Source organism: Brevundimonas sp. CEF1 (assembly GCF_051353055.1).
Classification (GTDB): Bacteria; Pseudomonadota; Alphaproteobacteria; order Caulobacterales; family Caulobacteraceae; genus Brevundimonas.
Genome location: NZ_CP195593.1, coordinates 1,252,537 through 1,277,123 on the forward strand (window position 1 = coordinate 1,252,537; position 24,587 = coordinate 1,277,123).

The following is a 24,587-nucleotide window of genomic DNA, read 5'->3' on the forward strand; positions in this document are numbered from 1 at the left end:
GGCGTCCTCGCGAGTATGCGTGAGGTCAACCCGTCCGGGGTCCGACCGGTTCCGGTCGCGCCAGGCCCTCAGAAGGCTGTGGGAATGAGCGGTCCGCAGACGGCGCTGAGGTTGGCCGCCTGAACCAGGCCGGGCAGATCCTGAAGCACGGTGCGTCCCGCCCTGTAGTCGACGAGAACATTGCGTCGAAGCTGCTGGAGGGTGCGGTTCATGTGAACGGCGCTCAGGCCGAGGATGTCGGCGAGCACGTCCTGCGTCAGGGGCAGATGGAGGGCGCCGCCACGCGCGGACCCGAGACGGACCTGACGCTCGTGCAGTTCGAGCAGCAGGTGGGCCGTGCGCTCGTAGGCGTTGAGCCGCCCGAGCCGGACGACCTGGCGCGCCATGCGCAGGCGTTCCGCCGTCCGACATCGACGCCAGGCGTCCCTCAGGGGAGAGGCCTTCACCTCGGGCTCGGAAAGCGTGGTCCAGAAGGCGGTGGCGTCCACCGTGACGATCTCGGTCAGGGCCCAGACCTGGAGATCGGCGTCGACCGATCCCGAGGCCGCGATGACGTCGCCGGGCAGGCTGAGGCTGACGATCTGACGTCGTCCGTCGTTCAGCATGGCGCCGCGCGCGATCCAGCCGCTCGTCACCAGCCGCGCCTGGTTGCGCTCGGGGTCCATGGGAATGGCGGCGCCGGAGGGCTGCTGCTGGGGCGCGCCTGTGAAATTGCTGCGGATCAGGGCGGTCCCCTCCACCCCGATTGGGGCGAAGCTGGCCAGCATCCGCTCCAGGGGCGCGGTGAGGCGGGCTTCAAGACCTGTATCCGACTGATTCTTCATGGCCTTCGACCAACAGCATGGCTTCGACGACCAGTTCTTCACATAGGTTGGTTTTCGCGCGTTTCGTGCTGGCCGGGTGCTGAAATCAGGCGCCGGCCGATGCGCCGCTGGTCCAGAATTTCGCGTCCAGACAGGCTGCTGGGCGAGTGTCGGCGCCCAGACCGTCGGAGAGAATCTCCAGCGCGGGTTCCAATCTCGCGGGGCGGGAGGGCACGAGACCGTCGCGGGGCGTCCAGAGGTCATAGGAACGCATATGGGCGTCCGCAGCCGTAAACAGGAGGCAGAGATCCGCGGCGAGCCCCACGAGAACCAGGCGGGTGGCGCCGAGGGAGGGCAGGAGCACCGGCAGACCCGTGCCGTAGAAGCCCGACTGCTGGGGTTTGATGATGAAGACGTCGTCGTCGGCAGGCGCCAGACGTCGGGAGATCGAAGCCCCCCGCGCCCCGGCGCGGCAGGCCCGGTCGACGATCTGCCGGCGGTCTTCAGACCATCGATCGAAGTTGTCATTGACGTAGATGACCGGCGCGCCGCAGCGGCGGGCGGTCGCACGAAGGTCGTGGATGACGAGGCTCGCGGCTTCGGCCTGGTCCAGGATCGCCGCAGCGCCGTCGAATTCCAGGTCGTTGATCATGTCTATGATCAGCAGGGCGGGGCGTTCGCCCGCAGGATGTCCGGAAGCCGTCGGCGACATCGTGGGTCAGCCGCCGACGTAGCGATCGAATTCCTGGAGATAACGGATCTTCAGTCGATCCTGGTCCTCGGCATGGGCTTTCAGGTGGAGAAACCACCCGTGCTCTTCCTCGTACATATGGGTCAGGACGGCGCCCTCGACATGTTCCCACTTGTCGAGCCATGCCTGCGAGTCCGGCGCGATCGTCTCCAGTTCAGCCATCTGCATCTTGGCGGCGGTCTGCTCGCCATAGGCCAGTCCGGCCTGGCCCTTGTGGCCGTGGCGGGCCATGGCCGGATAAAGCACCAGTTCCTCCGCCAGGCTGTGACCGTTGAGGACGAGGGCGAGGGCGTCCCGCGCCGCCAGACGCGCTTCGCCCGCAGCCGCCTCACGTCCGGACTGAAACGCCGCCCGGATCGCCTCGTGATGATCCAGGGCCGCGGACAGCCAGTCTCCGGGGGCGGCGGCCTCCCGCGCGGCCGCCGTGGCCTCGGCCCTTTTTTCCGCCGAGGGGGCGGGCGTTATGGCGGCGAGCGCCTTGTCGATGACGGACATGTCCTGCTTCTCCCTGGGGCTTCAGTCAGGCCTAACGATCCGCGAACAGGCCGGTCGGCAGAGACCGGTAGCCGACTCAGCCGTCGACCGTCCGTCAGACGGTGATGACGCCGCCGACGGCGGCGATGCGCTCGACCTGGGCATAGGAGGCCCGTGCGAGGCTGGCGCCGAAGACGTCAGGATCAATCTCCTCATAGACCAGCCGGGCCCCGCGCCGGTCGGCCAGGGTGGCGAGGGCGGTGCGCACCATGTCTTGGCCGGCCACGACCGGAGCGCCGGTGTAGAGCAGGAGGCGTCCGCCGGGCGCGAGGCGGGAGAGGGCTTCTTTCGCCCACTCCAGAGCGACCTCCGCGCCGTACTGACCGCCGCCGTCGCGGTACAGCCGTCCGCTGCGCCCCGCCATATAGGGCGGGTTGGCGGCGATCAGGTCCCAGACGCCCTCAGCAGGAAACCCGCCTGGCCGGAGATCGATCGGGAGACCGGCATGTCGGGCGTTGAGGCGGCAGAGGCGAAGGGCCTGGGGGTTGATGTCGGTGGCGACGACGGAGGCTTCGGGATCGAGGGCGGCGATCGCGAGGGCTCCGGCTCCCGCGCCGACCCCGATCTCGAGCGCCTGTCGCCAGGCGGAGCCGCGCAAGGTCTGGCGAAGGAAGCGGACGTAGCGATAGCTGTCGGGTCCGAGGAAGACGGCCTGTTCCTCCGCAGAGGAGGCGGAGTGCAGGTGCAGGCGTCCGTCCAGACGACTGACGCGGATCCGGGCGCGCAAACCGTCGGCGTCTTCGCCGAGGGCGTCGGCCTCTGTCAGGATGTTCAGAAGCCATGCGGGGGCGGTTTCGGCATGGAAGGCGCGGCCCCAGCCCAGGACGTCGCGAAGGAGGTCGGCCTCGTCGGCCCGCCGCCGCCGCGCGACCAGGCCATGGACGGCCGGGGTGGGCGAGACGAAGTCGTAGCCGGCGGCGTCCAGGCGGGAAAGAAGCTCGAGGAGGGCGGCGTCGCCGGGCGCAGGGACCTGAGCCGTCACGCGGAACGACGCAGGGGGGCTGCGCCCCAGAGATGGGCCCGGTAGGCGTCGAAGCAGCGGGCGCCGGCCATGAGCCGCATGATCGCGCCTTCAGCCAGGGCGCGGACGCACTCCGGGCGCTCCGCGGCTAGGGGGCGAAGCACCTCCTCGTTCCAGGCCTCGGAATGGGCGATGTCGAGGGTGGCGTGAAGGGCGAAATACTTGCGCTCCACCCCGACGCCGAGCCGCTTGAGGCCCTCGGCCACATGGGCGGCTCGCCAGGGGGCCGTGAGCTCCACAGCCCCCAGGGCGCCGAGGGCGTGGTAGGCGTAGCGTCTCTGGGTCGAGAAGGCGACGAGGGTGTTGCCAAGAGCGAGGGACGGCCACGCCGTCTCATCGATACGGGGATGCAGGTCGAGCGCCGCGGCGAGACGGTCCAGCATGGGACCGTGCATGCCGGCTTCCGACCCGCGGCCCATTTCGTCCCAGTAGTTGCGCGCCAGTTCGAGCTTGGGACGGGCCGGCATCTTGACCTGGGCCATGGCCACGAGATCCTCGAACCCGGCCTCGCCCGCCACCTCCTGCAGCAGGAACCAGCGCATCTCCTCCATCGTCGCCGTCTCGGCGAGCCAGGGAAAGAGCGGGTCCGCCTCTCCGGGGCCGGAGCCCTTGAGCCCCTCGAACCAGGCGACGAAGGCGTCGGCCGTGGTCGGCAGGTCGGCGAGCCAGGGCGCGGCCTCGGCCCGCGCGCGTTCGATGAAGTCGCCCTCGACCAGCATCATCTCCGCATCATGGCGGAGGTCGTCACGCCAGGCAGGACGCGGCGTGGCCGGGGCGAGGCGACGGTGGTTCCAGTGCGCCAACCGGCGATGAAAACCCGCCGGGTCCGAGGGTTCGGGGGCGGGGAGCGGGGCTGGACCCTCTGGCGACATGAAAGGCTCCTGTGACTTGGGGACTGCCATACGCCCTGCCGCGACCCAGGGTTCCCGAAGGGGTGCGAGGCCCCGAAATCCCTGCCTCCGTGTCGGGTTTCAGACAGTGGAACTGGGTCCGTGACCGTCGGTTCATCCAGTCCTTCAGGGAGGCGCCGAATGGAAGAGACTGGATTTAACTGGACGATCAGCCGGGTCGAGGAGGTCTGGGCCTGGGTCGTGACGGACCCGGCGGACGGGGCGGCTCTTGTCGCCGGCCAGGCCCCGTCCCGCGCCGTCGCCGCCGCCATGGTGGTTCGCGCCCTGGCGCGCGGCATGACCGAGGCAGCGCCTCGCGAGTTGGCCGCATGAACGCGACGACGACGAGCGGACCGCGGGCGATGCAGGTCCTGGAGCGGAGCCTCTATCGCGGTCCCCATCTTTACAGCGCCAGGCCCATGGCGCGCATCCGTCTCGACCTGGGTCGGATGGAGGACTGGCCGACCAATCGGCTGGGCGACTTCACGGCGCGCCTGATGGAGGCGCTGCCGGGCCTCGAGCGGCACGGCTGCTGCTACGGCGAGCCGGGAGGGTTCGTGCGTCGCCTGCGCGACGGGACATGGTTCGGCCACGTCGCGGAGCACGTCGCTCTGGAACTCCAGACCCGCGCCGGAACCCCTGTCACCCGGGGCAAGACGCGTTCGGTGCGCGGCCAGCCGGGCGTCTACGACATCCTCTTCACCTATGGCGACGAGACCACGGCGCTTCTGGCCGGACGACTGGCCCTGCAGATTTGCGACGCCCTGCTGCCGGAGGCGCTCGCCGGGATCAGCGGCCTGGACCGGGTCTGCGCGGACAGTCTCGATCCGCGCCTGCCGGGCGCCGTCCAGGCCGATGAGGCGGCGGCCATCCTCCGCGATGCGGTGCGCCGGACGGCCTTCGGCCCCTCCACCCAGGCCCTGGTGGACGCCGCGCGACGTCGGGGGATTCCTGTGGAACGCCTCAACACCGGGAGCCTCCTGCGCCTGGGATGGGGCGCGCGGCAGAGGCGCCTGCGCGCCAGCGTGACGGACCGCACGGGCCTGATCGCGACCGAACTGGCGGGCGACAAGGCCCAGGCCAAGGCCTTGCTCGAGGCCGTGGGCTGTCCGACCGCCCGCGGAGAGGTGGTGCGCACCGCGGACGAGGCCGCCGCCGCCGCCGCACGCCTGGGCGGCAGGGTCGTGGTCAAGCCGCTCGACGGCAACCATGGACGGGGCGTGACGACAGGCCTGGACACGCCCGAGGCCGTCAGGAAGGCCTTCGCCCTCGCTGTGCCCCACGGTCGGCGGGTCATCGTCGAACAGGAGCTTCCGGGCCGGGATTACCGGGTCCTGGTGGTCGACGGCAGGGTCGTCGCCGTCGCCGAGCGCAGGCCGCCCTGCGTCGAGGGCGACGGGCGTCGTTCGGTCGCGGAACTGGTCGAGGCGGTCAACGCCGATCCGCGCCGGGGCGTCGGCCATGAGAACAGCCTGACCCGGATCCGCCTCGACGAGGAGGCGCTGGCCCTCCTGTCCCGCCAGGGCCTGTCGCCCGAGAGCGTTCCGGGGCCCGGCGTCAGGGTCCTGCTCCGCACCGCCGCCAACCTCTCCTCGGGCGGGACCGCGACGGACCGGACCGACGAGATTCACCCGGCCAACGCCGCCATCGCCCGGCGGGCCGCCCTGGCCCTGGGCCTGGACGTGGCCGGGGTGGATCTTCTGGCGCCGGACATCCGCCGCTCGGTGCGCGAAACCGGCGGGGGCGTGGTCGAGGTCAATGCGGCGCCGGGACTGCGCATGCATCTGTCGCCTTCGGAGGGCGAGGCGAGGGACGTCGCCCGGCCGGTCCTGGACATGATGTTCCCGCGGGGCGTCCGGTCCCGCATTCCCGTGATCGCAGTGACGGGCACCAACGGGAAATCGACCGTGGGCCGGATGATCGCCCATGTGCTGCAGGCGGAAGGACGGACCGTCGGCCTGACCAACACCAGCGGGGTCTATGTCGACGGAGAGAGAATCCGCGCCGGAGACGCCAGCGGTCCGCGCAGCGCCCGGATGGTGCTGAATGATCCCGTCGTCGACGTCGCGGTGCTGGAATGCGCCCGAGGGGGCATCCTGCGCGAGGGCCTCGCCTTCGACCGCTGCGACGTCGGCTGCGTCCTCAACGTCCAGCCCGACCACCTGGGGCTCAAGGGGGTGGACACCCTGGAGGATCTGGCGAAGGTCAAGTCGGTCGTGGCCGAGGCCGTGTCACGTCGGGGTCTGAGCGTCCTCAACGCCGATGATCCGCTCACCCTGCGCATGGCGCGCCATGCCGGCGGCCGGGTCTGCTGGTTCTCCATGAGGGGCGGCGCCGAGACGCCGGGCTTCCTGCTCAAGCATGTGGCCGAAGGCGGGGCCGCGGTCCTCTATGACGCCGCAAGCGGCGTGCTCGAGCTTCACGACCGGGGCGAGCGAAAGCTGCTGGGCCGTGCGGCGGACCTGCCTTCGACCCTGGGCGGGGCGGCGGCCTTCAATGTGGCCAATATCCTGGCGGCTGCGGCGGCCTGCTACGGCGTAGGCGTGCCTCCGGACCGGATCGGGACGGCTCTGGGCAGCTTCACATCCAGCTACGAGCAGAATCCCGGCCGCCTCAACATCTGCGACCAGCACGGCTTCCGGGTCATCATGGACTACGCCCACAACCCGGACGGCCTTCGGGCCCTCGGCGCCCTCGTGGCGGCGATCCGGCCCGCCGCGGGACGGACCATCGCCATGATCAGCATCCCCGGCGACCGGCGGACGCAGGAGATCGTCGCCATGGGTGAGATCAGCGCAAGCTTCTTCGACGAGGTCGTCTTCAGGGAGACGCCCGACAACCGCGGTCGTCCCGCCGGCGAAGTGATCCGCCTCCTCGCCGAAGGCGCGCTGCGCAGCGGCGCGGACGCGTCACGTTTCCGCGGCGTGCAAAAGGAGGAGGAGGCCGTGGCTGCATGCCTTGAAGCGGCGAGACCCGGGGACCTCGTCGTCCTCACGCCGACCCGCATCGAAGCGGTGTGGGCGCAGATCCTGGCCTTCCGTCCTGCCTTCCCGTCCTCGGCCCTGGGCCTGAATGCGCCCGGCGTCATCCTGGAGCCTCCCCATGGGTAAGGGCCCCCTGATCATCATCGGCGGGCATGAGGACAAGACCGGCGAGCGGGTCATCCTCAACGAGGTCGCCCGGCGCCTCGACGGCGGCAAGCTGGTGATCGCGACCATCGCCTCCCATGAACCCGAGGGCTATTTCGACAGCTATCGGGAAGGCTTCAAGGGCCTCGGCGTCGGTGAACTGATCGAGCTCTACGTCGAGGATCGCGCCGAGAGCCATGAGCGGGACCTTCTCGACCGGCTTGACGGCGCCGCCGGCGTCTTCTTCAGCGGCGGCGACCAGCTCAGGCTGGCCAGCCAGATCGGCGACACGCCGATCGAACGACGCATTCGCGATCTCCATGCGCGCGGCGGCGTGATCGCGGGGACGTCGGCGGGGGCTTCGGTGATGAGCGAGACCATGCTGGTGAAGGGACCGAGCGCGGAGTCCTACAGGATCGGCGAGGTGCACATGGCTCCCGGACTGGGCCTGCTCCCCAATGTCATCATCGACCAGCATTTCGCCGAAAGGGGACGGTTCGGCCGGCTGCTGGGCGCGGTGGCCCACAATCCGCGGCTCATGGGGCTGGGCATCGACGAAAACACGGCTGTGGTGGTCGAGCACGGGCGGTTGAGGGTGCTCGGCGACGGCGCCGTCTATGTCGTCGACGGGGAGGATGCGACCCATTCCAATATCTCTGAAGGCGGCGCCGAGGACGCCCTGTCCATGTTTGACGTGCGCCTCCACGTCCTGGCCCGGGACGACGGCTTCGACCTCGCCCGCCGTCGTCCGCAGCGCGCGGCCCCGGAAGAGAAGGGCGGGAGCGGCGATCCGCAGTGACCTGAACCCGACACGTCGGCCCCGGCGCCGGTCGCGAGGGTTAGCCTCCTGAACCGACTGCAAGGAGGGACGCCGACATGACCAATGCTGACGACGTCTGGTGCGACGTCTTCGTGACAGGCCTCAAGAACGCCCACGCCGTGGAAAACCAGGCCCTGGCCCTGATGGATCGCCAGATCGACCGGGCCCGGAACTTCACCGAGGTCGCCGCCAGGCTGAAGGCCCACCGTCTCGAGACCGAGGGACAGATCCTCCGTCTAGAGACCCTGCTGGACGGCTTCGACGAGAAGCCGTCCGGCCTCAAGGACGCCGCCCTCTCGCTTGGCGGCAATCTCGCGGCCATGAGCCATAGCTTCGCCGAAGACGAGATCCTGAAGAACGCCTTCGCCAACTACGCCTTCGAGAACTTCGAGGCGGCCTCCTACCGGGCCCTGATCCTTCTGGCTCAGAGCGGAGGCTATGAGGCGGCCTATGACCCCCTCGCCGCCACCCTGGAGGAAGAGGTGCGCATGGCGCGCTGGGTCGACGAAAGCCTGCCCATGCTGGTCGAGAAACACCTCGAGCTCAGACGCGCCGGCGAAAACGCCAGCCGCTGAGTCCTGTAGCTGCAATTGTATATATTCTCATTATAATCAACGGGATAAAACCGTCATGTTCATGCACAACAAGAAGTTGATGTATACGGTGCGGGTCGCCGAACCCAATCCGGCCCTGGCCACTCTCATGCTCGAACAGTTCGGCGGACCCCAGGGTGAGCTGGCCGCCGCCATGCGCTACTTCACCCAGGGGCTGGCTGACGAGGACGTGGGGCGTCGCGACCTGCTGATGGACATCGCCACGGAGGAGCTGAGCCACCTCGAGATCATCGGCTCGATCGTCGCCATGCTCAATCGCGGGGCCAAGGGGAAGCTCGCGGAAGCCGCCGAGGAGGAAGCGGACCTCTACGCCAGCATGACCTCGGGCGGCGAAAGCCACACCATGTCCATCCTCTATGGCGGCGGCACGGCCCTGATCAACTCCGCCGGCGTGCCCTGGACAGCGGCCTATATCGACTCCATCGGCGATCCGGCCTGCGATCTGCGCTCCAATATCGCCGCCGAATCCCGGGCCAAGATCGTCTATGAACGGCTGATCAACGTCACCGATGATGCGGGAATCAAGGACGCCCTGACCTTCCTCATGACGCGCGAAGTGGCCCACCAGAAGTCCTTCGAGAAGGCGCTCTACGCCATCCCCGCCAACTTCCCGCCCGGCAAGCTTCCCGGTCATCCGGACTTCGCCGACAAATACTACAACATGTCCCAGGGGGACGGGGATGCGAGCGGGTCCTGGAACGAGGGCGAGCAGTGGGAGGTCGTGGACGACCGCGAAGCCCAGGCGGCGGTGGACGGCGGCGCGGGCGACGCCTCGGTCAAGCTGGCGGCGTCTGACAAGAAGACGGTTCAGGCCTTCGCGGCCCGCACCCGGTCCGATCCTTCAGCCAATCCGATCACCGGGGCCGATCTCGGCGCCGGTCCCGGGGCCGGGCGCACAACGCCCATGGAGGCTCCGGCCTGACGAGGATCGTGGGACACGCGGGCGCTCGGTGGCGCCCGCAAGTGCCGCCGCCGCGCGACTGAGCGCTGCAAGACGCACGAGGAGCAAGAGCATGACGGATCCATTCCGTGCCCACAGGGGCGCCGCCAGACCGACGGCTCTGGTGACCGGCGCCCGCCGCGCGCAAGGTCTCGGCGGTCTCAAGGGAGCGGGGATAGGGTGAAGCCAGCACGACTTCGGGGCGTTCGTGAGCCGGAAGGTTCGCGAACCAGGTTCCGAGGGCGCGGGCCTGCACAGGGCCCGGAGGCTCAGCGGGACGTCCGCGTCCCGCATTTCCAGCTGGATGCGGTCATGGCCGGCGGCATGGGCGGCCTCAAGCGCGACATCGTCGGCGCCTTGCCCGTGGCGAACCAGCCAGAGGGCCGCGCGCCAGCGGGACCGGTCAGCCTTAATGGCCGGTCTCAGGTTCGGCGGGGATCGGCGAGCCTGAACCTCGGCCGCCGCATCTCGTCCGCTCGTGGGGTCGACGGGCTCAGGCCGCCTCGGCCAGCGCAGGGACGGCCGGAGCGGACTGGACGACGTCCTGACCGCATTGGTTCGAAAGAGGGCCCGGCGCAACCGGCTCAGGGCGCTTCACCGGCACCGCCGCATGACAGGCCGGCGACGTGAAGACATAGAAGCCGCGGTCGGCCATGGCGGCCAAGAAGTCCTGATCGTAGACGCGATCCGCAAACATCGAAGCTGACAGTCTCCCTTCTGTTCATCGGGAGGGCGTAACGAGACCCATGCGGCGGCGTTCCATGGGTCCGGCTTCCGACTCTCTGAGCGCGACCTCAATCGCCTACGGCTCGCTCAAGGGGCGCCTCGGCGCCCGTCATTCGCGGGTCGGGCCGCTTATCCTGATTTCTCAGAAACCCGGTCAACGCCGTGGCGAGGTAGACAAGAGCCAGGAGCAGAAGGAGGACGCCTCCGAACTGCAGGAGCCGCCGGGGGTTGCGCAGGACTGGCGGCTTGTCGGCGGATTTCATCGGAGCGCCTTCCTTCTGGCCGGGTGTGCGTGGGTTCAAGCGCCCGAAGCCCCCGCCTGTTCCCGGGGGAGTCGCTGTGTCGCCCATCCGCCGTTTCGAGGCGATGCGCCCGGAACGCGTGGGCCGCCGAAGCGCTACCCGGAAGCAGCGGGCCGCCGGACGCCCCCGTCCTTCGCGGTCGTACAGACAATCCCGAGCCAGGTGAGGAATGAGATGAAATTCTACGAGATCGTCGTCGCCGACGCCCACGGCGCCGAGCGCAAGCTGAGGGTGCCTTCTCCGACGGACGCCCAGGCGGCGGACGCCGCAGCCCCCCTGTTGAACAGCGGCGACTCCATCCTTTCGATCCGCGAGACGCCCGATGACGGCCTTCAGAAAACCGACGGTCCGCCCCCCAAGACCCAGGCCGAGGAACTCGCGCCGACCACGCCCGGCATGGCGGCCCGTCGCGATCCTTCGTGAGCACTGAAGGCCTTGTCGGCAGCGCGGCCCCCGGCGAGAAAAAGCTTCGCGTCGGGACGGCGGGCTGGGCCATACCGGCCGGGGTGAGAGACCGGTTTCCTGTCGAGGGGGGCGGGCTCGAACGCTACGCCGGCCGGCTCGGCGCCGTGGAGATCAACTCCACCTTCTACCGCCGCCACCGGGTCTCGACCTTTGAGCGCTGGGCCGCCGCCACGCCGCCGGATTTTCGGTCGCCGTCAAGGCGCCGCGCGAGATCACGCACCGCCGCAAGCTGGAGAACTGCGAAGACCTGCTCGCGGACCTGGCCGCCGATCTCCGCGGGCTGGGAGACCGCCTCGGACCGGTCCTGATCCAGACGCCGCCGAGCCTGGCCTTTGACGAGACCCGGACAGGCGCTTTTGTGGACGCCTGCGAGGCCCAGATCGAGGCGGCGATCGTGATGGAGCCCCGGCACCCTTCCTGGTTCACGGCCTCGGCGGATCATTGGCTCGCCTCTCGCCGGGTGGCGCGTGTTGCGGCCGATCCGGAACCGGCGCCGGGGGCAGGTTCGCCCGGCGGTTCCGGGTCCTATGTCTACTTCCGGCTGCACGGCAGTCCGGACATGTATCGCTCGGCCTATGGGCGCGATCGGCTCAAGGCCATCCTTCAACGGGTCATGGCGGCGGGGGAGGTCGGGGCCGAGCGCTGGGTCATTTTCGACAACACCGCCTCGGGCGCGGCGGCGGCGGACGCGCTTGCGCTCGCCCGGATGGCGAGGTCCGCCTAGTCTCCGGTCTGGTCGTGAGGCGCGGCGACCGGCTTGGACTCGGGCGACTCGCGTTGCCGCAGGAAGATCGACAGGACCACCAGGACCGCCGTCGACAGAAACTCGCTCTGCCAGTTCTGGAAGGACTCGAACCAGAGCTGGGGGTCGGCGAGATAGGCGAAGGTCCCCGTGGCCGCCTCGCCATGCTCCAGCGCCTCCTGCGCGGCCGCTCGCGCGCTTTGGGTCCAGTGGAGGATGAAGGAGGCGAGGAAAAGGACCACAAGCGCCAGACCCAGGGAACGGGAATAGACAGCCCGTGCGAAGGCGCCCCAGCGCAGGGGCGCGGGCGCTCCCGCCTTGTCGGCCTGGGCCTGAAGATCAGCGTCGCGGGGCGGCGCCTCGGGGGCCCTGGATTCCGACGAACCCTTCTGGATCAGGAAGGCGGTCAGGACCACATAGGCCGCCATCTGCAGGAACTCGCTCTCCCAGTTCTCGAAAACGGTCGACAGGAAGGGAGCGCTGCCGAGGTATTCCATCAGCGTGCCGCCGTCCTGGCCGTGTCGCAGGGCGTCCCCCGTCTCGACCCGCCATCCTGTCAGGGCGTGGCCGATAATGCTGGCGGCGAAGAGGAGCAGAAGAAAGAGCGTCAGCCCGTTGTCGCGCAAGATCCGCATGATGTCCTCCGGGTCGCCTTTGAAACGTCGTGATACGGTCAAGGCTCCTCTGACGCAGAGGCGCCGTGGAAGCTCCCTGTGTCGGGTAGAGGGCGCGAGAAACAGACGGCTGTAACGGGCATTGCCCTGTCTCACCGGAAGGACATCGCCCATGAACGCCCAGCAGTCCGGAGCGCTTTCGCTCGCCTCGATCGCCCTCAACCTGACCCTGCTCGACACCCTCGTGGAGAAGGGACTTCTCGACCAGGAGGAGGTGCGGCGCCTCTTGCTCCAGGCGGACGACAAGGTCGGGAAGAGCCCGTCCATGGAGGTCACCCGGGGTTTTCTCGCCGGTCTCCGTCGTGATCTGGGGTTAGACGAAGCCTAGGAGCCCCGCCGCCGCTCGAACGGGGCGACGGGGCGAGCGCAGGCTTCGCCTTGGCGCTCTCGGCGGACCGAGACCCCCAGCGCTCGGCCGGCGGCGTTCCAACGGACGCGCCCCTCCGCGGGTTCCGGCGGTGCGCAGGCGGTCCGGATCGGCCTTGTGTCGCCTTTCCGACAGTGGCGGGCAACCCCGCTGCGCGGGGCTCGCAGGGGCCTCGTCGTGACCGTTGGCGGTCGCTGGAACCCCCCCGGCCCGACGCGCGCTTCGTCTGTCACATCCACAAGGAGCTCATGACCATGCGACACGCCCCGACCCTCGCCGCCGCCGCCGCCGCCGCCGCGCTTCTGTCCGCATGCAGCCCGCAGGGCGGAAACGAAGCGGTCGACAAGGCCCAGGACGCAGTCTCAGCACCCGTCGGCCAGACCTCGGCCGCGACCATGGGGAGCAACCTCGTCAGCGCCTATGTGCCCGGCGCGGCCATGGGAGACATGTATGAGATCGAGGCGGCGGACATCGCCCTGGAGCGGGCCAAGCGGGCCGACGTCAAGGCCCTGGCCCAGATGATCAAGACCGATCACACCGCCGCCGCCGCCGCCCTCAAGACGGCCGCCGCCTCCGCGGCTCCGGATGTCGCGCCGCCCGCCGAGCTGGACCAGCGTCGCAAGGGCCTGCTGGACAATCTGAGATCGGCGGGCGTGGCGGACTTCGACAAGGTCTATATCGACCAGCAGGTGGCGGCCCACCAGGAGGCCGTGACCCTGCATCGCGGATTCGCCGACAATACGGATGCGCCGGCCCTGGCGGCCCACGCACGGACTGTCCTGCCGAAGATCGAGGCTCACCTGCAGAAGGCCCAGGAGATCCAGGCCGCGATTTCCGGCTAGGCGACATGGCGCCCAGGCTGAAGGTCTTTGAATGGTCGGATGGCTTCCATCGTTTCACGGTGGCCGCCCCCTCCCGACCCAAGGCCCTGGCCGCCTGGGGCATCCAGCAGGACATCTTCGCTTCCGGCCTCGCAAGGGAGGCCCCCGAGGCGGAGGACGCCGAGGCGGCGCGAGCGCGACCTGGAGAGGTCGTCGAGCGTGGGCTGACGGTCGACATAGGCCAGGCCGGCCCCCGGGCGGCGCGGCGGAAGGCGCGCAAGCGACCGACCGCGGCGGAGCGGCGCCGGGCCCAGCACCTCGCCGACGAACTGGAGGCGCTCGATCGGGCACAGGCCGAGAGCGCGGAGGCTGTTCGCGTCGAGATGAAAAACCTTGAAGCGCGGGCCGCTGATGAGAAGGCGCGGTTTGACCAGACACGGACCAAGCTGGTTCGCGATCTGGCCAGGGCGCGCGAGAAACTATGATGGGCGGAGGCGCCGCGCCTCCCCGGAACCGGAGAGAACCCATGCAGACGCAGCCGACAAGCACCGACGCGGACATGGCGTCGACAGGATTTCTGAACGACGACGTCCACGACGGGGACCACGCCTCCTCGTCCATCCAGGCCGTCATGATCAACCGGCCCCGATCCGAGCTCTACGCCTTCTGGCGCGAGTTCCGGAACCTTCCTCTCTTCATGGCCAATGTCCGGTCCGTCAGCAGCGACGGACGCGACTGGGTCATAGCCGGGCCCGGCGGCATGGATGTCGAACTGGAAACCGAGATCGTCGAAGACCGGCCGGGCGAGAAGATCGCCTGGCGCTCCACGGAGGCGGCGGACGTCGATCACGAGGGCTGGGTCGAGTTCCGCGACAACGCCTTCGGGCGGGGGACCGAGGTCAGGGTCATGATCAGCTATGACCCGCCCGCCGGCGCCGTGGGCAAGCTTGTGGCCAAGGTGATGCAGCGTGAACCGCGCATCCAGGCCCGACGCGAACTTCGCCGCTTCAAACAGCTGATGGAGACGGGCGAGGTTTCCACCTCCCAGGCTCCCGCCGCCGCGCCCCGCGGCTGATCATCAAGGACGAAATCCATGCGCGCACTGACCTGGCACGGCAAACACGATGTTCGGGTGGACACGGTCCCCGATCCCGAGATCGTCAATCCTCGCGACGCCATCATCAAGATCACCGCCACCGCCATCTGCGGCTCGGACCTCCACCTCTATGATAGCGTCATCCCCGGCATGCACCGCGGCGACATTCTCGGCCATGAGTTCATGGGCGAGGTCGTCGAGGTGGGGCGGGGCAATACGAGCCTCAGGGTCGGGCAGAAGGTGGTGGTGCCCTTCGTCATCGCCTGCGGCCAGTGCTTCTTCTGCGGCAAGGAGCAGTATTCGGCCTGTGACAACTCCAACCCCGCCGACAAGTCCGACGCCTCCGAGGTCGCCTACGGCTATCCCGCCGCCGGGCTGTTCGGCTACTCGCACCTGACCGGCGGTTACGCCGGCGGGCAGGCCGAGTATGCGCGCATTCCCTATTCGGACTTCGGCCCCATCGTCGTGCCTGACGGCATCGAAGACGAGCGGGTGCTCTTCCTGTCGGACATCTTCCCCACCGGCTGGATGGCGGCGGAAAACGCCGGGATCCAGCCGGGCGACACGGTGGTGGTCTGGGGGTGCGGGCCCGTCGGCCTGTTCACGATCAAGAGCGCCATCCACATGGGCGCGGCGCGGGTGATCGCCATCGACCACCATCCGCGCCGTCTCGCCCTGGCGAAACAGAACGGCGCCGAGGTCCTCAACTATCATGAGGTCAAGGTGCTGGAGGCCCTCAAGGAGATGACGGCGGGCATCGGCCCTGACGCCTGCATCGACGCCGTGGGCATGGAGGCGCACGGTTTCGCTCCGGACAACATCATAGATGCGGTCAAGCAGGAGACGAAACTGGGCACGGACCGCCAGCACGTCCTGCGCGAGGCCATCATGGCCTGCCGCAAGGGCGGCCGCATCTCCATGCCCGGTGTCTATGGCGGCATCGGCGACAAGCTGCCGATCGGCGCCTTCATGCAGAAGGGGCTGACCCTGAAGACGGGGCAGACCCACGTGCAGAAATACCTGCCCAAGCTGCTGGAGCTGGTGATGGACGGTCAGATCGACACGACCGACCTCATCAGTCATCGCCTTCCCCTCGAGGAGGCGGCGACGGCCTACGAGAACTTCCACGACAATCCCAATGAGTGGACCAAGGTCGTCCTCAAACCCTGAGCCGCCTCAGGACGCCCGGCTCGTCGGCGAGCAGGACGAAGGCCCGTCTCCGGTGGAGACGGGCCTCGATGGCGGAGCCTTGCGGCTCGACGCGGTCGGATGAAGGCGGGCGGTCGGGCTAGTCCGGGCTCAGGCGACGGGCCCAGCGGGCTTCGTCGCTCGAAGGACCGAGGCGTTTACTGGCGATTGTCGCGTTCATGGCGCTTCTCCTCGCTGGACGCCTGCCGTGTCGAACGCGCCTCGGCCGAATGACCCTTGTGCACATCCTTCTCGCCTCCGCCGCCCGAGACCTGGCTGCGGGGCGACAGATGATCGGGATCTTCGGCGTCCTTCACTACGGGATCGGGCTGCGGGGCTTGCCGGTTCTGGTGACTTGAGCCCGGGCCGCCCCAGCGGTCGGCGTCCTTGTCTCGGTCCATTGACGTGTCTCCCTCTGTTGGTCCACGCCTGTCGAACCGTCGGCATGACGCCGTGTTCCTACTGTCGGGCAGCGGGCCCTGGCAGCCTTGGCGGAACCCGTTTCGGTCCCTTGTCAGGGCGGGCGCCCTGGTCGCGTGGTGTTGAACGGTTGCTGACGGGCAGGATATCAGTTCCGGCTTTGTTCTCTTTCTGCTAGGCGTGGCGAATGGACGTCGCCGCGCTTCGTAAGATCATCCATGTGGATATGGACGCCTTCTTCGCCTCGGTGGAGCAGAGGGATGATCCGGCCCTGCGCGGACGGCCGGTGGCCGTAGGCCACGCCGCTTCGCGCGGCGTGGTCGCCGCCGCCAGCTATGAGGCGCGCAGGTTCGGCGTGCGGTCGGCCATGCCGTCGAGCACGGCCTTGCGGAAATGCCCTGAGCTGATCTTCGTACCGCCCCGGTTCGAGGTCTATCGCGCCGTCTCGGCGCAGATCCACGCCATCTTCGCCGACTACACCCATCTGATCGAACCTCTGTCGCTCGATGAGGCCTACCTCGACGTCACCGCCAATATCCGAGGACTGCCGACGGCCTCGGCGACGGCGGAGGAAATCCGCGCGCGCATCCTCGAGAAGACGGGTCTGACGGCCTCGACCGGGATTTCCTACAACAAGTTCCTGGCCAAGCTGGCCTCGGACCAGCGCAAGCCGAACGGCCAGTTCGTGGTCCCGCCCGGGCGAGGGGAGGCCTTTGTCGAAGCCCTGCCGGTCAAGCGTTTCCATGGCGTGGGGCCGGTCACGGCGGAGAAGATGAACCGCCTGGGCATAGAGACCGGCGCGGACCTGAGGCGTCAGTCCCTGGCCTTCCTGCAGCATCACTTCGGTAAGTCCGGCGCCTGGTACCATGGCGTGGCCCGGGGAGAGGATCAACGACCCGTCAATCCGGATCGCGAGCGCAAGTCGAGCGGGTCGGAGACCACCTTCGCCAGCGACCTGGTCGATCCGGCGGCGATCGAGGCCGGGCTGGACGAGATGGCGGACGATGTCTGGGCCTGGTGCGAGAAGGCCGGGTCGCTGGGCCGGACCGTGACGGTGAAGGTCAAATGGGCCGACTTCCAGCAATCGACCCGGAGCCGCTCCTTCAATGAGCCGGTCGCCTCCAAGGCGCGCCTGCGCGAGATCGCCCGGCTGCTGGCAAGATCCCTCTATCCGCCGACCAGGGGCGTACGGCTTGTCGGCGTGACCCTGTCCAATCTGGAGAAGGCGTCGCCGGGATCGCCCTCAAGGGCTTGTCCGGGCGAGCTGGCGCTATGACCGCCATGCTCCAGGCGGACCTGTTCGGGCACGCGCCCCAGCCTGCCGTGCCTCCGGGCTTCGACTATTGGCCGGAGGTCCTGTCGGCATTCGAGCAAGCGGCGGTGGTCGAGCAACTGCAGCGGTTGAGCTTCAGGCCCTATGAGCACATGGGCTACCAGGGCTTCCGGCAGATCGCCGCCTTCGGGCGCCGCTATGATCTGGAACGGGGCAGGCTGGAAGCAGCCGATCCCTGGCCGGATTTCCTGAAGGGGCTTTTGGGGCGTCTGACCGGTCGGCTCGGCCTTGATGAAACGGCCTTCGTCCAGGCTCTGGTCAATGAATACGCCCCCGGCGCCGGTATCGGCTGGCACCGCGACAGGCCGGTCTACGGGGAGATCCTCGGCGTCTCCTTTCTCGCGCCCTGCGTCATGCGCCTGCGCCGGAAGGACGGGACGGGATGGCGTCGGTCAGCCGCGCCCCTGGCGCCCGGATCCGCCTATCGGCTGTCAGGCGAGGCGCGCAGAGACTGGGAGCATTCGATCTCTCCGATGACGGCCCTGCGCTATTCCATCACCTTCAGGACCCTGGCCTGACCGGAGCGCCTAGCTGGCCAGGGCGTCGGCGGCTTCGGGATAACGCTGGGCCAGACGAGAGGCCCAGTCCGCCGCTATCGGGCGAGCCTGCCGGGCTTCCCGGGGCCGCGCCAGGACGAGGGCGGCCGCCTCCCTGTGAGCGGGCCAGTCCATCAGGAGACGCATGGCGGCCTCGAAGTCAGGGTGGCCGGAGGCGTGGGCGAAGGCCCGGTCCAGGGCCTCGACGTCGTCGAAGTCGGGCAGGCGCGAGAGGTAGTCGCGCAGGACCGGCGCCGACAGGTCGCGCTCGAACAGGCTCCAGCGCAGGTCCTGGGCCTCCTGGCGGCTTCCTTCGGCCTCGAGCACGTCGATGGAGGCGGCTTCCCAGGCCGGGGTCAGACGGGGCGCGCCCTCCTTCGGGTTATGGCCGAAGGTCCAGCGCCGGTTGAGCGGGGAGGGGCGCAAGGGGGCTTCCAGGGCGGCGCGGGCTTCGGCGACGCGGCCGGCGCCCAGGAGGCGGCGGGCGATGTCCGCGGCTATGTCGGGCGATCCGGCCTGTTCGGGGGTGACGAGGGACAGCCAGAGATCGAGGTCCCCGGCCCTGTCCGCGAGGCGGCGCAGCAGGTTCCGGCCTGCCGGGGTCTTCCTGGCCGAGGCGTCCAGGCTCTCGAGCAGCCGGCGGGCGGCGACGGGACCCAGAGCGTCCCCTGCAGCGGAAATCCAGCGCCCATAGTCCTGCGGACGCCGTTCAAGGGCGTCGACCAGATCCTGCAGGGCCTTGTCGCCGCCAGCCTCGGCGAGCGCGAAGAGATCAGGCGCCGCCGCTTCGAAGGCGGCGGGGAGTTCGCCCCTGGTGTCCTTCACGCGGGCGGCCAGGCCAGGATAGAGATCGAACCAGCGGATGAGGACGGCGAGCGCCTCGACGGGCGCCTCCGGCGACAGGCGCTCCATGATCATCCGGAGGTGGGCGTTGAGGTCCTCGATCAGCTCGCCGCGCTTGCGCCATGACACGCGGGTGCGGGCGGCGGCGAGGGCCGTGATGCGCTTGTCGATCTCCAGCGCCAGGACATCCGGACCCGCCTCGGCCGCCAATTCAAGGCGAAGGCGGCGCTTCAGATTGGCGTTTCCGGCGCCAGCCTCAATCAGCAGGTCGGCCAGGCGCGGCGCGCCGAGATGGACGAGGCTGGCGGCGGAAAGCCGCGTCGAGAGTCTTGACTGACGCGCCATGAGGTCCTTTGCGAGGCGGGCGAACCTGCCCGAAACCTTATACCATGCTCAGCCTGACGCCTGTCGAAACGGGAGAGGTCGAATTCGGCGAGGGGTCTTTTAGCGAGATATCCGTTCCGACGGCTTCATGGCGCCGCCGGGGCCCACTGAAGGCCCGCTCTGATAGTCGGCGCTCAGGCGTGGAAAGTCGACCGTTCCGCGGCTGAGTCGCCGGAAGCCTGGACCACCCGCTCGATGGCCGCGTAGAGGGTTTCGGGTTGCACTGGCTTGCCGATGAAATCATCCATCCCCGCCGCCGCATATTCCTCCTGTTGATGCTGCAGGGCGTTGGCTGTCAGGGCGAGGATCGGCGTGCGCTTGCGTCCCAGGAAGGCCTCTTCGGCGCGGATCGCGCGCGTGGCGGCTATGCCGTCCATGACGGGCATCTGGATGTCCATGAGGATCAGGTCCCAGTCACGCTGTCGCCAGGCCTCGACAGCCTCCTGGCCGTTTTCGACAAAGTGGCATTCCACGTCGGCCGGTTCGAGAAGAAGCTCGAGGACCTTGCGATTGATCGGATGATCCTCCGCCGCCAGAATTTGAAGTGCTGCGGGCGGGTCGCACGGTGAGACTTCGCTGACGGCGGCCGCCGGCAGAGCCGGTTCCGCCTCTTGCTGCGGTCGGGACGTGTTCCGTCGTTCGGGCAGCGGGAGGACGACTTCGAACCTCATGCCCGCGTCCGGAAGACGTTCGGCGCGAATGTCGCCCTTCATCAGCGCGACGAGATCGGCGCAGAGAGAAAGGCCCAGACCGGCGCCGCCGTGACGGCGCGTCGGGGACTCGTCGAGCTGCACGAACTTCTGGAAAAGCAGCGCCATCTGGTCGGCGGCCACCCCGGGACCGGTGTCGGATACCGCCAGCCGCAAGCCCTGCGGGGCGGGGCGAGCCTCGACCAGTATCCGGCCATGGTCGGTGAACTTGACCGCGTTCGAGATGAGATTGGCCATGATCTGGCGCACCCGCGTTTCATCGCCGACATAGACCTCGGCGAGATCCGGCGCGGCGGCCAGACGCAACTCCAGGCCCTTGGCCGCCGCCACGGGTTCGAAGAGGCGGACCAGGCGGTCGAGCAGGTCGCGCAGGGCGAAGGGGCGGGAATCCAGAACGAAGTGACCGGCCTCGATCTTGGACAGATCAAGCATGTCGTTGAGCAGGACCCTGAGCGCTTCGCCGGATTCCAGGAGCAGCAGACTCTGCTCGCGCTCGCGCGGCGGCAGGTCGGCGCCCGCGAGCGCTCTCGCCAGACCCAGGACGCCGTTGAGCGGCGTTCTGATCTCATGGCTCATATTGGCGATGAAGGCGCTCTTGGCCCGGCTGGCCGCTTCCGCCTGACGGCGCGCGGAGACCGCCGCCGCCTCGGCGGCGCGCTGGCGCGCCATGGTCCTGGACAATCCCCTGACGGCGGCCACGGTCGCGGCCGCCAGCAGCATGCCGGCCACCAGGAGCTGCACCGCCGGAAGCGGCGAGTCATAGCTGAGGTAGAGGAAGACCGGCAGGCTCAGGAGCAGTCCGATATGGGGCGCCAGGGCCGCCAGAGTGACAGCGCGCGACCCGCCGGTCGTCATGGCCCCGTTGATGAGGGCTCCCGAAGCCAGGACAGCGGCGCAGACCAGACCGAGCGTGTCCTGCGTCATGGCCTGGCGCAGGGCGAAGCTGGCGAAGACCAGGTTGCCCGCCAGTACCAGAGCCAGACCCGGATACGTCAGACGTCGCCGGAGCCGGGGGGAGGCGCTCCACAGGGCGGTCAGGAAGCGCTCGCCCGCCTGGACGAGAAGATAGGTTCCGGTCCAGGCCAGGGCGAAAAGGGGACCCGTCATGGGCCAGAAGACCAGCGCGATCAGCAGGCCGAACCCGATCCGCGTGCGCCACTGCTCCGCGCGCCGCCTCAGGGCCTCTCCAATCCACCGTCGCTCCATAGGGGTCATGCCGGTCTCTCCTGAGGGCGAGGATGGTGGGACGGTCTTCGTCAACAAAACGTTCGACGTCTGCGTGAAGCGGAACAGAGCATGGCTCTTGATCATTGCCGCTACGGAGCTGTGATGCGCTCCATCCTTCGGCCGGCGGACGTCGTCGTTGCAAGACGCGCGGCGTCCGCCATCCGCCGTTGGAAAGTCCCCCGGTTCCCGGTCGGGGGGCGCCGCCAATGTCGGGACTGGCCCTATGTCGGGCATCCGACACAGGGAGACGGCGGCCGGCGAGAGCGCTTGACGAAGGAGGAGAGCCGGGAGCGATCCATGTCCTATCTGGTCACCTATGAAGCCGGCGAGAAAGACCTCGCCACCTGCGTGTCCGACGACCGCGCCGCCCTGCGCCTGGCGGCGTTGTTCGAGGCCCAGGGGCTGACAGGCGTGGTCATTCAGGACGGGGGAACGGGCGAGGTGTTTTCGCCCCTGGCCTTCCGCCTTCGATGCGGGCCGGACGCAGGACTGCAGGGCCGTGGACTGAAAGCGCTTTGAAATGTGCGGCCCGCCGGCGACGTCCTGGCATCAGGAAAATGAAAGCTCGGCGCGCTCGGCGCCCTGCCGCGCGACAAGGCGCGCCGAACGGCCTCTCACCCGGAGGCGGTCGATCCTGACAGCCTCCCAGCCGGCTGGGAGGGTGATCGGGCGGCGGGCCCAGGTATCCGGCTCGCCGTCGTCCACCACGAGTCCGGTCAGACCGTAGCAGAGGCCGAGAAGCATGCCGCCGAGATTGGCGAAGAAGGGCCCGGCTGCGGGTCCCTCCGCGTGATCCAGCCGATATTCGAGGCACTGGTGAAACCGGGGGCGGTCGTAGGCGGCGAAGCCTTCTTCAAACAGCTTGAGCGCGAGGTCCCGGTCGCCGGCCATCGCGGCCCAGACGCAGTAGAGGGCGGGCAACATGGGCGATCCGACATAGTCGGGCCAGAGCTTGAGGTAGAAGGCCAGCGTCCTGCGGCTCACAGAGGGCGAGGCCGGATAGTCATAGGGAAATAGTCCGGCCAGGGGAGAGGGCGTGGCGCCCTTTTCCTCGCGGCGGTCATAGTCGTCATGGGCGGCGATGACCCCGTCGGAGCGCACCGGCAGGTAGAGGTCGGCGAGCACCGTCTTCCAGGCGTCGGGCGCGGGCCGCCGCAGGCGTTCCGAGACGCGCAGGGCGCGCCGAAGTACGTCGGCGCCGGCCATGAGACTGAAGGCGTCGTTGTCCGGGGGCGTGGGGACCTCCGCCGGGCCCATGGACCGCAGAAGCTCAAATCCCCGACCTGTCCGGCTCACCCGGCTGACGAACCAGTCGGCCACCCCGCTGAGGACCGGCCAGGCCTCCTCTTCCAGAAATCTCTGGTCGCCCGTGGCGTCGGCGAAGAGGGAGAAGGTGCGGGCCACATGCAGGGAGACATGGTCCTCGTGATGGGCGGCGTCGCCGGCGCCGGGCGCCGCCTCCTGGCCGGTGCCCGGCGCCGCCTCCCAGGGATATTGCAGCCCCTGACGGTCGGAGAGGCGCGCATTGGCCGCCGCAGCAGGCCGGCCTCGACTCCGGAAGGCCAGCATGGCGCGCGCCGCGTCCGGCTGCATGAGGATCAGGGGCGGGAGGCAGAAGGCGTCCACATCCCACATCACGTGGCCGTAGTAGTAGTGATAGTCCCGCCAGGTCGCGAGGCCGAAGATCGAGGTGGAGGCCGGCGAAGCGGGGTGGGCGGAAGCGTTCAGGTAGTAGAAGGCGGCGTCGACAAGCGCTTGGTGCCGCGCGCTCGCGCCCACAATGACAATCCGACCCTCCCATATCTCCGCCCAGGCTGCGCGGTTGCATCGTCTCAAGACGTCGAAACCGTCCCGGGATGCTCGCGCCACGCGCCTGACGGCCTCCTCGTCCGGCCGTCCGTGGAGCACGGAGGGGATCAGGGCCGCCAGTTGCCGAAAACGCGCGGCTTTTCCTGAAGCCAGCCGGATCTCATGCTCCGTGCAGAGGGGGCCGGCGTCGCACCAGGTCAGGACCTTGCGGCCGGCGGCCGCAGGGGCTTCGGTGGCCAGGGCCAGGCCGCATTGGCCGAGCGCTTCGGCCGTTTCCCAAAGGAGGCTGCCGTCACAGGCCGGCTCGGGTTCGCCGGGCGTGTCCGTGCGCCGTCGTGCGATCCGTCCGGTCAACCCGGCGATCGACACCACAGCCCGGAACTTCAGGTCACAGGGGCCGTCGGCTGTGACCCGGACCTCCTGGGCGACGATCGAGGGGGCGGTGCGGCTGGCGAAGGTCACGACCTCCACCGAGAGGGTCCGGGCCCCGGCCTTAAAAGTGAAGGCGGAATGGAGCTCGGCGGTCGCGAAGTCGTAGGACTGTCGGAGATCGCCGACGCCCCAGGGCTGCTCGCTCATCCAGACCCCGTCGATCGCCAGATCCCCGGATAGCGGATAGGGCGCAGCCGCGGCGGCCTCGATCCCGCGCTCGGGGTGGGCGCCGGCGAGGCCGCTGACGAGAACCATGCCGGCGAAGAGGGGGACCTCGCGGATCCTCAGGCCGATCAGGCCGTTGCCGAGATAGGCCGGCAGATCGCCGTCCCTCGGCCCGGAAGCCGGTTCGGGGCTCAGGGGCGGCGTGGGACGGTCATCCATTCGGCGGACGCTCCGCCGGCTTATTGGGGCCGGTCTCTTTCGACCGCCGTCGATCGGGCGGTCTCTTGAAGATGTCGCCGACCACCGTCGCGTCCGGACCGTCGGGACCGGCGCGCTTGCGGGCCTCGCGGCCCACGCGCTCCACGGCCTCGTCGGATTCGTCAGCCTCGGGCTTGCCGCCCGGCGTCGCGGCATTGCGCGCCCGTCCTCGGGATTGCTCGGATGTCATGGTCGTACTCCTGGCCTCCGATACAGACGACCTCCCGGCAGGAATGGTTCCTTTCCACGCGCGAGACCCAGCTTGTGTCGGGGGCCGGTCTCAGCGGCCTTGCTCCCAAATACCGTCTGCTACGACGACCCAGGGGGCGCTCGTCCGTCTGTCGCCCGATACCCTGTACCGCCGGCGCCCCTTCTATCTCCTTCAGGCGGAGCCGGGGGCTTGGCGGCCGGTTTTGTCGCCTGGGTCAAGGCGCAGGCCGACGCCTGCATGGGTAAGGCGTTTTCTGCGAACGCGCCCTTGGGACGGTAGCGGCGGGGCGCATTCAAGCCAGGTGGTCCGCTCGATCCTCCCAACATCGGCCTGATTGACGCTGAGGGCGCCCTGCATCTGAAGGAATCGCAATCCGC

General features: G+C 68.9%; 26 protein-coding genes and 1 pseudogene. 15 read left to right on the forward strand and 12 right to left on the reverse strand.

What is annotated here, in order from left to right; genetic code table 11:
- Positions 1 to 68: 68 nt before the first annotated feature.
- From ACR9FL_RS06480 to ACR9FL_RS06500, 5 genes are all read right to left on the reverse strand, one after another.
- Positions 69 to 824, reverse strand: a complete 756-nt coding sequence (locus ACR9FL_RS06480) for a Crp/Fnr family transcriptional regulator (RefSeq protein WP_436357772.1) — start codon at positions 822 to 824, stop codon at positions 69 to 71.
- 85 nt (positions 825 to 909) lie between these two features.
- On the reverse strand, positions 910 to 1,455 hold the full coding sequence (locus ACR9FL_RS06485; protein ID WP_436357773.1) for a cysteine hydrolase family protein: 546 nt from the start codon (positions 1,453 to 1,455) through the stop codon (positions 910 to 912).
- A 66-nt stretch (positions 1,456 to 1,521) separates the two neighbouring features.
- On the reverse strand, positions 1,522 to 2,049 hold the full coding sequence (locus tag ACR9FL_RS06490) for a hemerythrin domain-containing protein (RefSeq protein WP_436357774.1): 528 nt from the start codon (positions 2,047 to 2,049) through the stop codon (positions 1,522 to 1,524).
- Positions 2,050 to 2,143: 94 nt separating this feature from the next.
- Positions 2,144 to 3,070 carry a methyltransferase gene (locus tag ACR9FL_RS06495; protein WP_436357775.1) on the reverse strand — a complete coding sequence of 309 codons (927 nt, stop codon included), beginning with the start codon at positions 3,068 to 3,070 and terminating at the stop codon, positions 2,144 to 2,146.
- A complete protein-coding gene (locus ACR9FL_RS06500; RefSeq protein WP_436357776.1) occupies positions 3,067 to 3,981 on the reverse strand; it encodes an iron-containing redox enzyme family protein in 915 nt (304 codons plus the stop codon). The genes ACR9FL_RS06495 and ACR9FL_RS06500 overlap by 4 nt, the downstream gene beginning before the upstream one ends.
- 159 nt (positions 3,982 to 4,140) lie before the next feature.
- On the opposite strand from ACR9FL_RS06500, the gene ACR9FL_RS06505 reads away from it, so the two are divergent.
- The 5 genes from ACR9FL_RS06505 (at position 4,141) to ACR9FL_RS06525 (ending at position 9,483) form a co-directional block, all read left to right on the forward strand.
- Positions 4,141 to 4,332 carry a hypothetical protein gene (locus tag ACR9FL_RS06505; RefSeq protein ID WP_436357777.1) on the forward strand — a complete coding sequence of 64 codons (192 nt, stop codon included), beginning with the start codon at positions 4,141 to 4,143 and terminating at the stop codon, positions 4,330 to 4,332.
- A complete protein-coding gene (gene cphA / locus ACR9FL_RS06510; protein WP_436357778.1) occupies positions 4,329 to 7,109 on the forward strand; it encodes a cyanophycin synthetase in 2,781 nt (926 codons plus the stop codon). The genes ACR9FL_RS06505 and cphA overlap by 4 nt, the downstream gene beginning before the upstream one ends.
- Positions 7,102 to 7,926 (forward strand): cyanophycinase, encoded by an 825-nt coding sequence (locus ACR9FL_RS06515; protein ID WP_436357779.1) that lies wholly within the window; start codon positions 7,102 to 7,104, stop codon positions 7,924 to 7,926. Before cphA ends, ACR9FL_RS06515 begins: the two co-directional genes overlap by 8 nt.
- 77 nt (positions 7,927 to 8,003) lie before the next feature.
- Positions 8,004 to 8,522 carry a ferritin-like domain-containing protein gene (locus tag ACR9FL_RS06520; protein WP_436357780.1) on the forward strand — a complete coding sequence of 173 codons (519 nt, stop codon included), beginning with the start codon at positions 8,004 to 8,006 and terminating at the stop codon, positions 8,520 to 8,522.
- Between the two features lie 55 nt (positions 8,523 to 8,577).
- On the forward strand, positions 8,578 to 9,483 hold the full coding sequence (locus ACR9FL_RS06525) for a manganese catalase family protein (protein ID WP_436357781.1): 906 nt from the start codon (positions 8,578 to 8,580) through the stop codon (positions 9,481 to 9,483).
- Between the two features lie 511 nt (positions 9,484 to 9,994).
- Here the strand turns inward: ACR9FL_RS06525 and ACR9FL_RS06530 are convergent.
- Positions 9,995 to 10,198 (reverse strand): hypothetical protein, encoded by a 204-nt coding sequence (locus tag ACR9FL_RS06530; RefSeq protein ID WP_436357782.1) that lies wholly within the window; start codon positions 10,196 to 10,198, stop codon positions 9,995 to 9,997.
- A gap of 505 nt (positions 10,199 to 10,703) precedes the next feature.
- Here ACR9FL_RS06530 and ACR9FL_RS06535 point away from each other — a divergent pair.
- On the forward strand, positions 10,704 to 10,952 hold the full coding sequence (locus tag ACR9FL_RS06535) for a hypothetical protein (protein WP_436357783.1): 249 nt from the start codon (positions 10,704 to 10,706) through the stop codon (positions 10,950 to 10,952).
- A 146-nt stretch (positions 10,953 to 11,098) separates the two neighbouring features.
- Positions 11,099 to 11,718 (forward strand): annotated as a pseudogene (locus ACR9FL_RS06540) (DUF72 domain-containing protein).
- Here the strand turns inward: ACR9FL_RS06540 and ACR9FL_RS06545 are convergent.
- Entirely contained in the window at positions 11,715 to 12,371 is a 657-nt protein-coding gene (locus ACR9FL_RS06545) for a DUF6766 family protein (protein WP_312065272.1), read from the reverse strand. The pseudogene ACR9FL_RS06540 and the gene ACR9FL_RS06545 overlap by 4 nt on opposite strands.
- Before the next feature lie 151 nt (positions 12,372 to 12,522).
- Here ACR9FL_RS06545 and ACR9FL_RS06550 point away from each other — a divergent pair, with 151 nt between their 5' ends.
- The 5 genes from ACR9FL_RS06550 (at position 12,523) to ACR9FL_RS06570 (ending at position 15,864) form a co-directional block, all read left to right on the forward strand.
- Positions 12,523 to 12,738: a hypothetical protein gene (locus ACR9FL_RS06550; RefSeq protein ID WP_312065271.1), complete on the forward strand. Its 216-nt coding sequence runs from the start codon at positions 12,523 to 12,525 to the stop codon at positions 12,736 to 12,738.
- Positions 12,739 to 13,025: 287 nt separating this feature from the next.
- Positions 13,026 to 13,619, forward strand: a complete 594-nt coding sequence (locus ACR9FL_RS06555; protein ID WP_436357784.1) for a DUF4142 domain-containing protein — start codon at positions 13,026 to 13,028, stop codon at positions 13,617 to 13,619.
- 5 nt (positions 13,620 to 13,624) lie between these two features.
- Positions 13,625 to 14,083, forward strand: coding sequence for a hypothetical protein (locus ACR9FL_RS06560; protein ID WP_313471984.1), 459 nt, complete (start codon positions 13,625 to 13,627; stop codon positions 14,081 to 14,083).
- 41 nt (positions 14,084 to 14,124) lie between these two features.
- On the forward strand, positions 14,125 to 14,673 hold the full coding sequence (locus ACR9FL_RS06565) for an SRPBCC family protein (RefSeq protein ID WP_313105124.1): 549 nt from the start codon (positions 14,125 to 14,127) through the stop codon (positions 14,671 to 14,673).
- A gap of 18 nt (positions 14,674 to 14,691) precedes the next feature.
- Positions 14,692 to 15,864, forward strand: coding sequence for a zinc-dependent alcohol dehydrogenase (locus tag ACR9FL_RS06570; protein ID WP_436357785.1), 1,173 nt, complete (start codon positions 14,692 to 14,694; stop codon positions 15,862 to 15,864).
- 176 nt (positions 15,865 to 16,040) lie between these two features.
- Here ACR9FL_RS06570 and ACR9FL_RS06575 read toward each other — a convergent pair whose 3' ends face one another.
- Entirely contained in the window at positions 16,041 to 16,283 is a 243-nt protein-coding gene (locus ACR9FL_RS06575; RefSeq protein ID WP_184269176.1) for a hypothetical protein, read from the reverse strand.
- 206 nt (positions 16,284 to 16,489) lie between these two features.
- Here ACR9FL_RS06575 and dinB point away from each other — a divergent pair, with 206 nt between their 5' ends.
- Both dinB and ACR9FL_RS06585 read left to right on the forward strand, forming a co-directional pair.
- On the forward strand, positions 16,490 to 17,578 hold the full coding sequence (dinB, locus tag ACR9FL_RS06580; protein ID WP_436357786.1) for a DNA polymerase IV: 1,089 nt from the start codon (positions 16,490 to 16,492) through the stop codon (positions 17,576 to 17,578).
- Complete coding sequence (locus ACR9FL_RS06585; RefSeq protein WP_436357787.1) at positions 17,575 to 18,153, forward strand: alpha-ketoglutarate-dependent dioxygenase AlkB; 579 nt, start codon at positions 17,575 to 17,577, stop codon at positions 18,151 to 18,153. Before dinB ends, ACR9FL_RS06585 begins: the two co-directional genes overlap by 4 nt.
- A 9-nt stretch (positions 18,154 to 18,162) precedes the next feature.
- Here ACR9FL_RS06585 and ACR9FL_RS06590 read toward each other — a convergent pair whose 3' ends face one another.
- Positions 18,163 to 19,359 (reverse strand): DUF6880 family protein, encoded by a 1,197-nt coding sequence (locus tag ACR9FL_RS06590; protein ID WP_436357788.1) that lies wholly within the window; start codon positions 19,357 to 19,359, stop codon positions 18,163 to 18,165.
- Between the two features lie 173 nt (positions 19,360 to 19,532).
- Complete coding sequence (locus ACR9FL_RS06595; RefSeq protein WP_436357789.1) at positions 19,533 to 21,323, reverse strand: response regulator; 1,791 nt, start codon at positions 21,321 to 21,323, stop codon at positions 19,533 to 19,535.
- A gap of 309 nt (positions 21,324 to 21,632) precedes the next feature.
- On the opposite strand from ACR9FL_RS06595, the gene ACR9FL_RS06600 reads away from it, so the two are divergent.
- Positions 21,633 to 21,854, forward strand: coding sequence for a hypothetical protein (locus tag ACR9FL_RS06600; protein ID WP_312063197.1), 222 nt, complete (start codon positions 21,633 to 21,635; stop codon positions 21,852 to 21,854).
- A 30-nt stretch (positions 21,855 to 21,884) separates the two neighbouring features.
- On the opposite strand, the gene ACR9FL_RS06605 is transcribed toward ACR9FL_RS06600, so the two are convergent.
- Complete coding sequence (locus tag ACR9FL_RS06605; RefSeq protein WP_436357790.1) at positions 21,885 to 23,960, reverse strand: glycoside hydrolase family 65 protein; 2,076 nt, start codon at positions 23,958 to 23,960, stop codon at positions 21,885 to 21,887.
- A complete protein-coding gene (locus ACR9FL_RS06610; protein WP_312063193.1) occupies positions 23,953 to 24,189 on the reverse strand; it encodes a hypothetical protein in 237 nt (78 codons plus the stop codon). Before ACR9FL_RS06610 ends, ACR9FL_RS06605 begins: the two co-directional genes overlap by 8 nt.
- Positions 24,190 to 24,587: the final 398 nt, after the last annotated feature.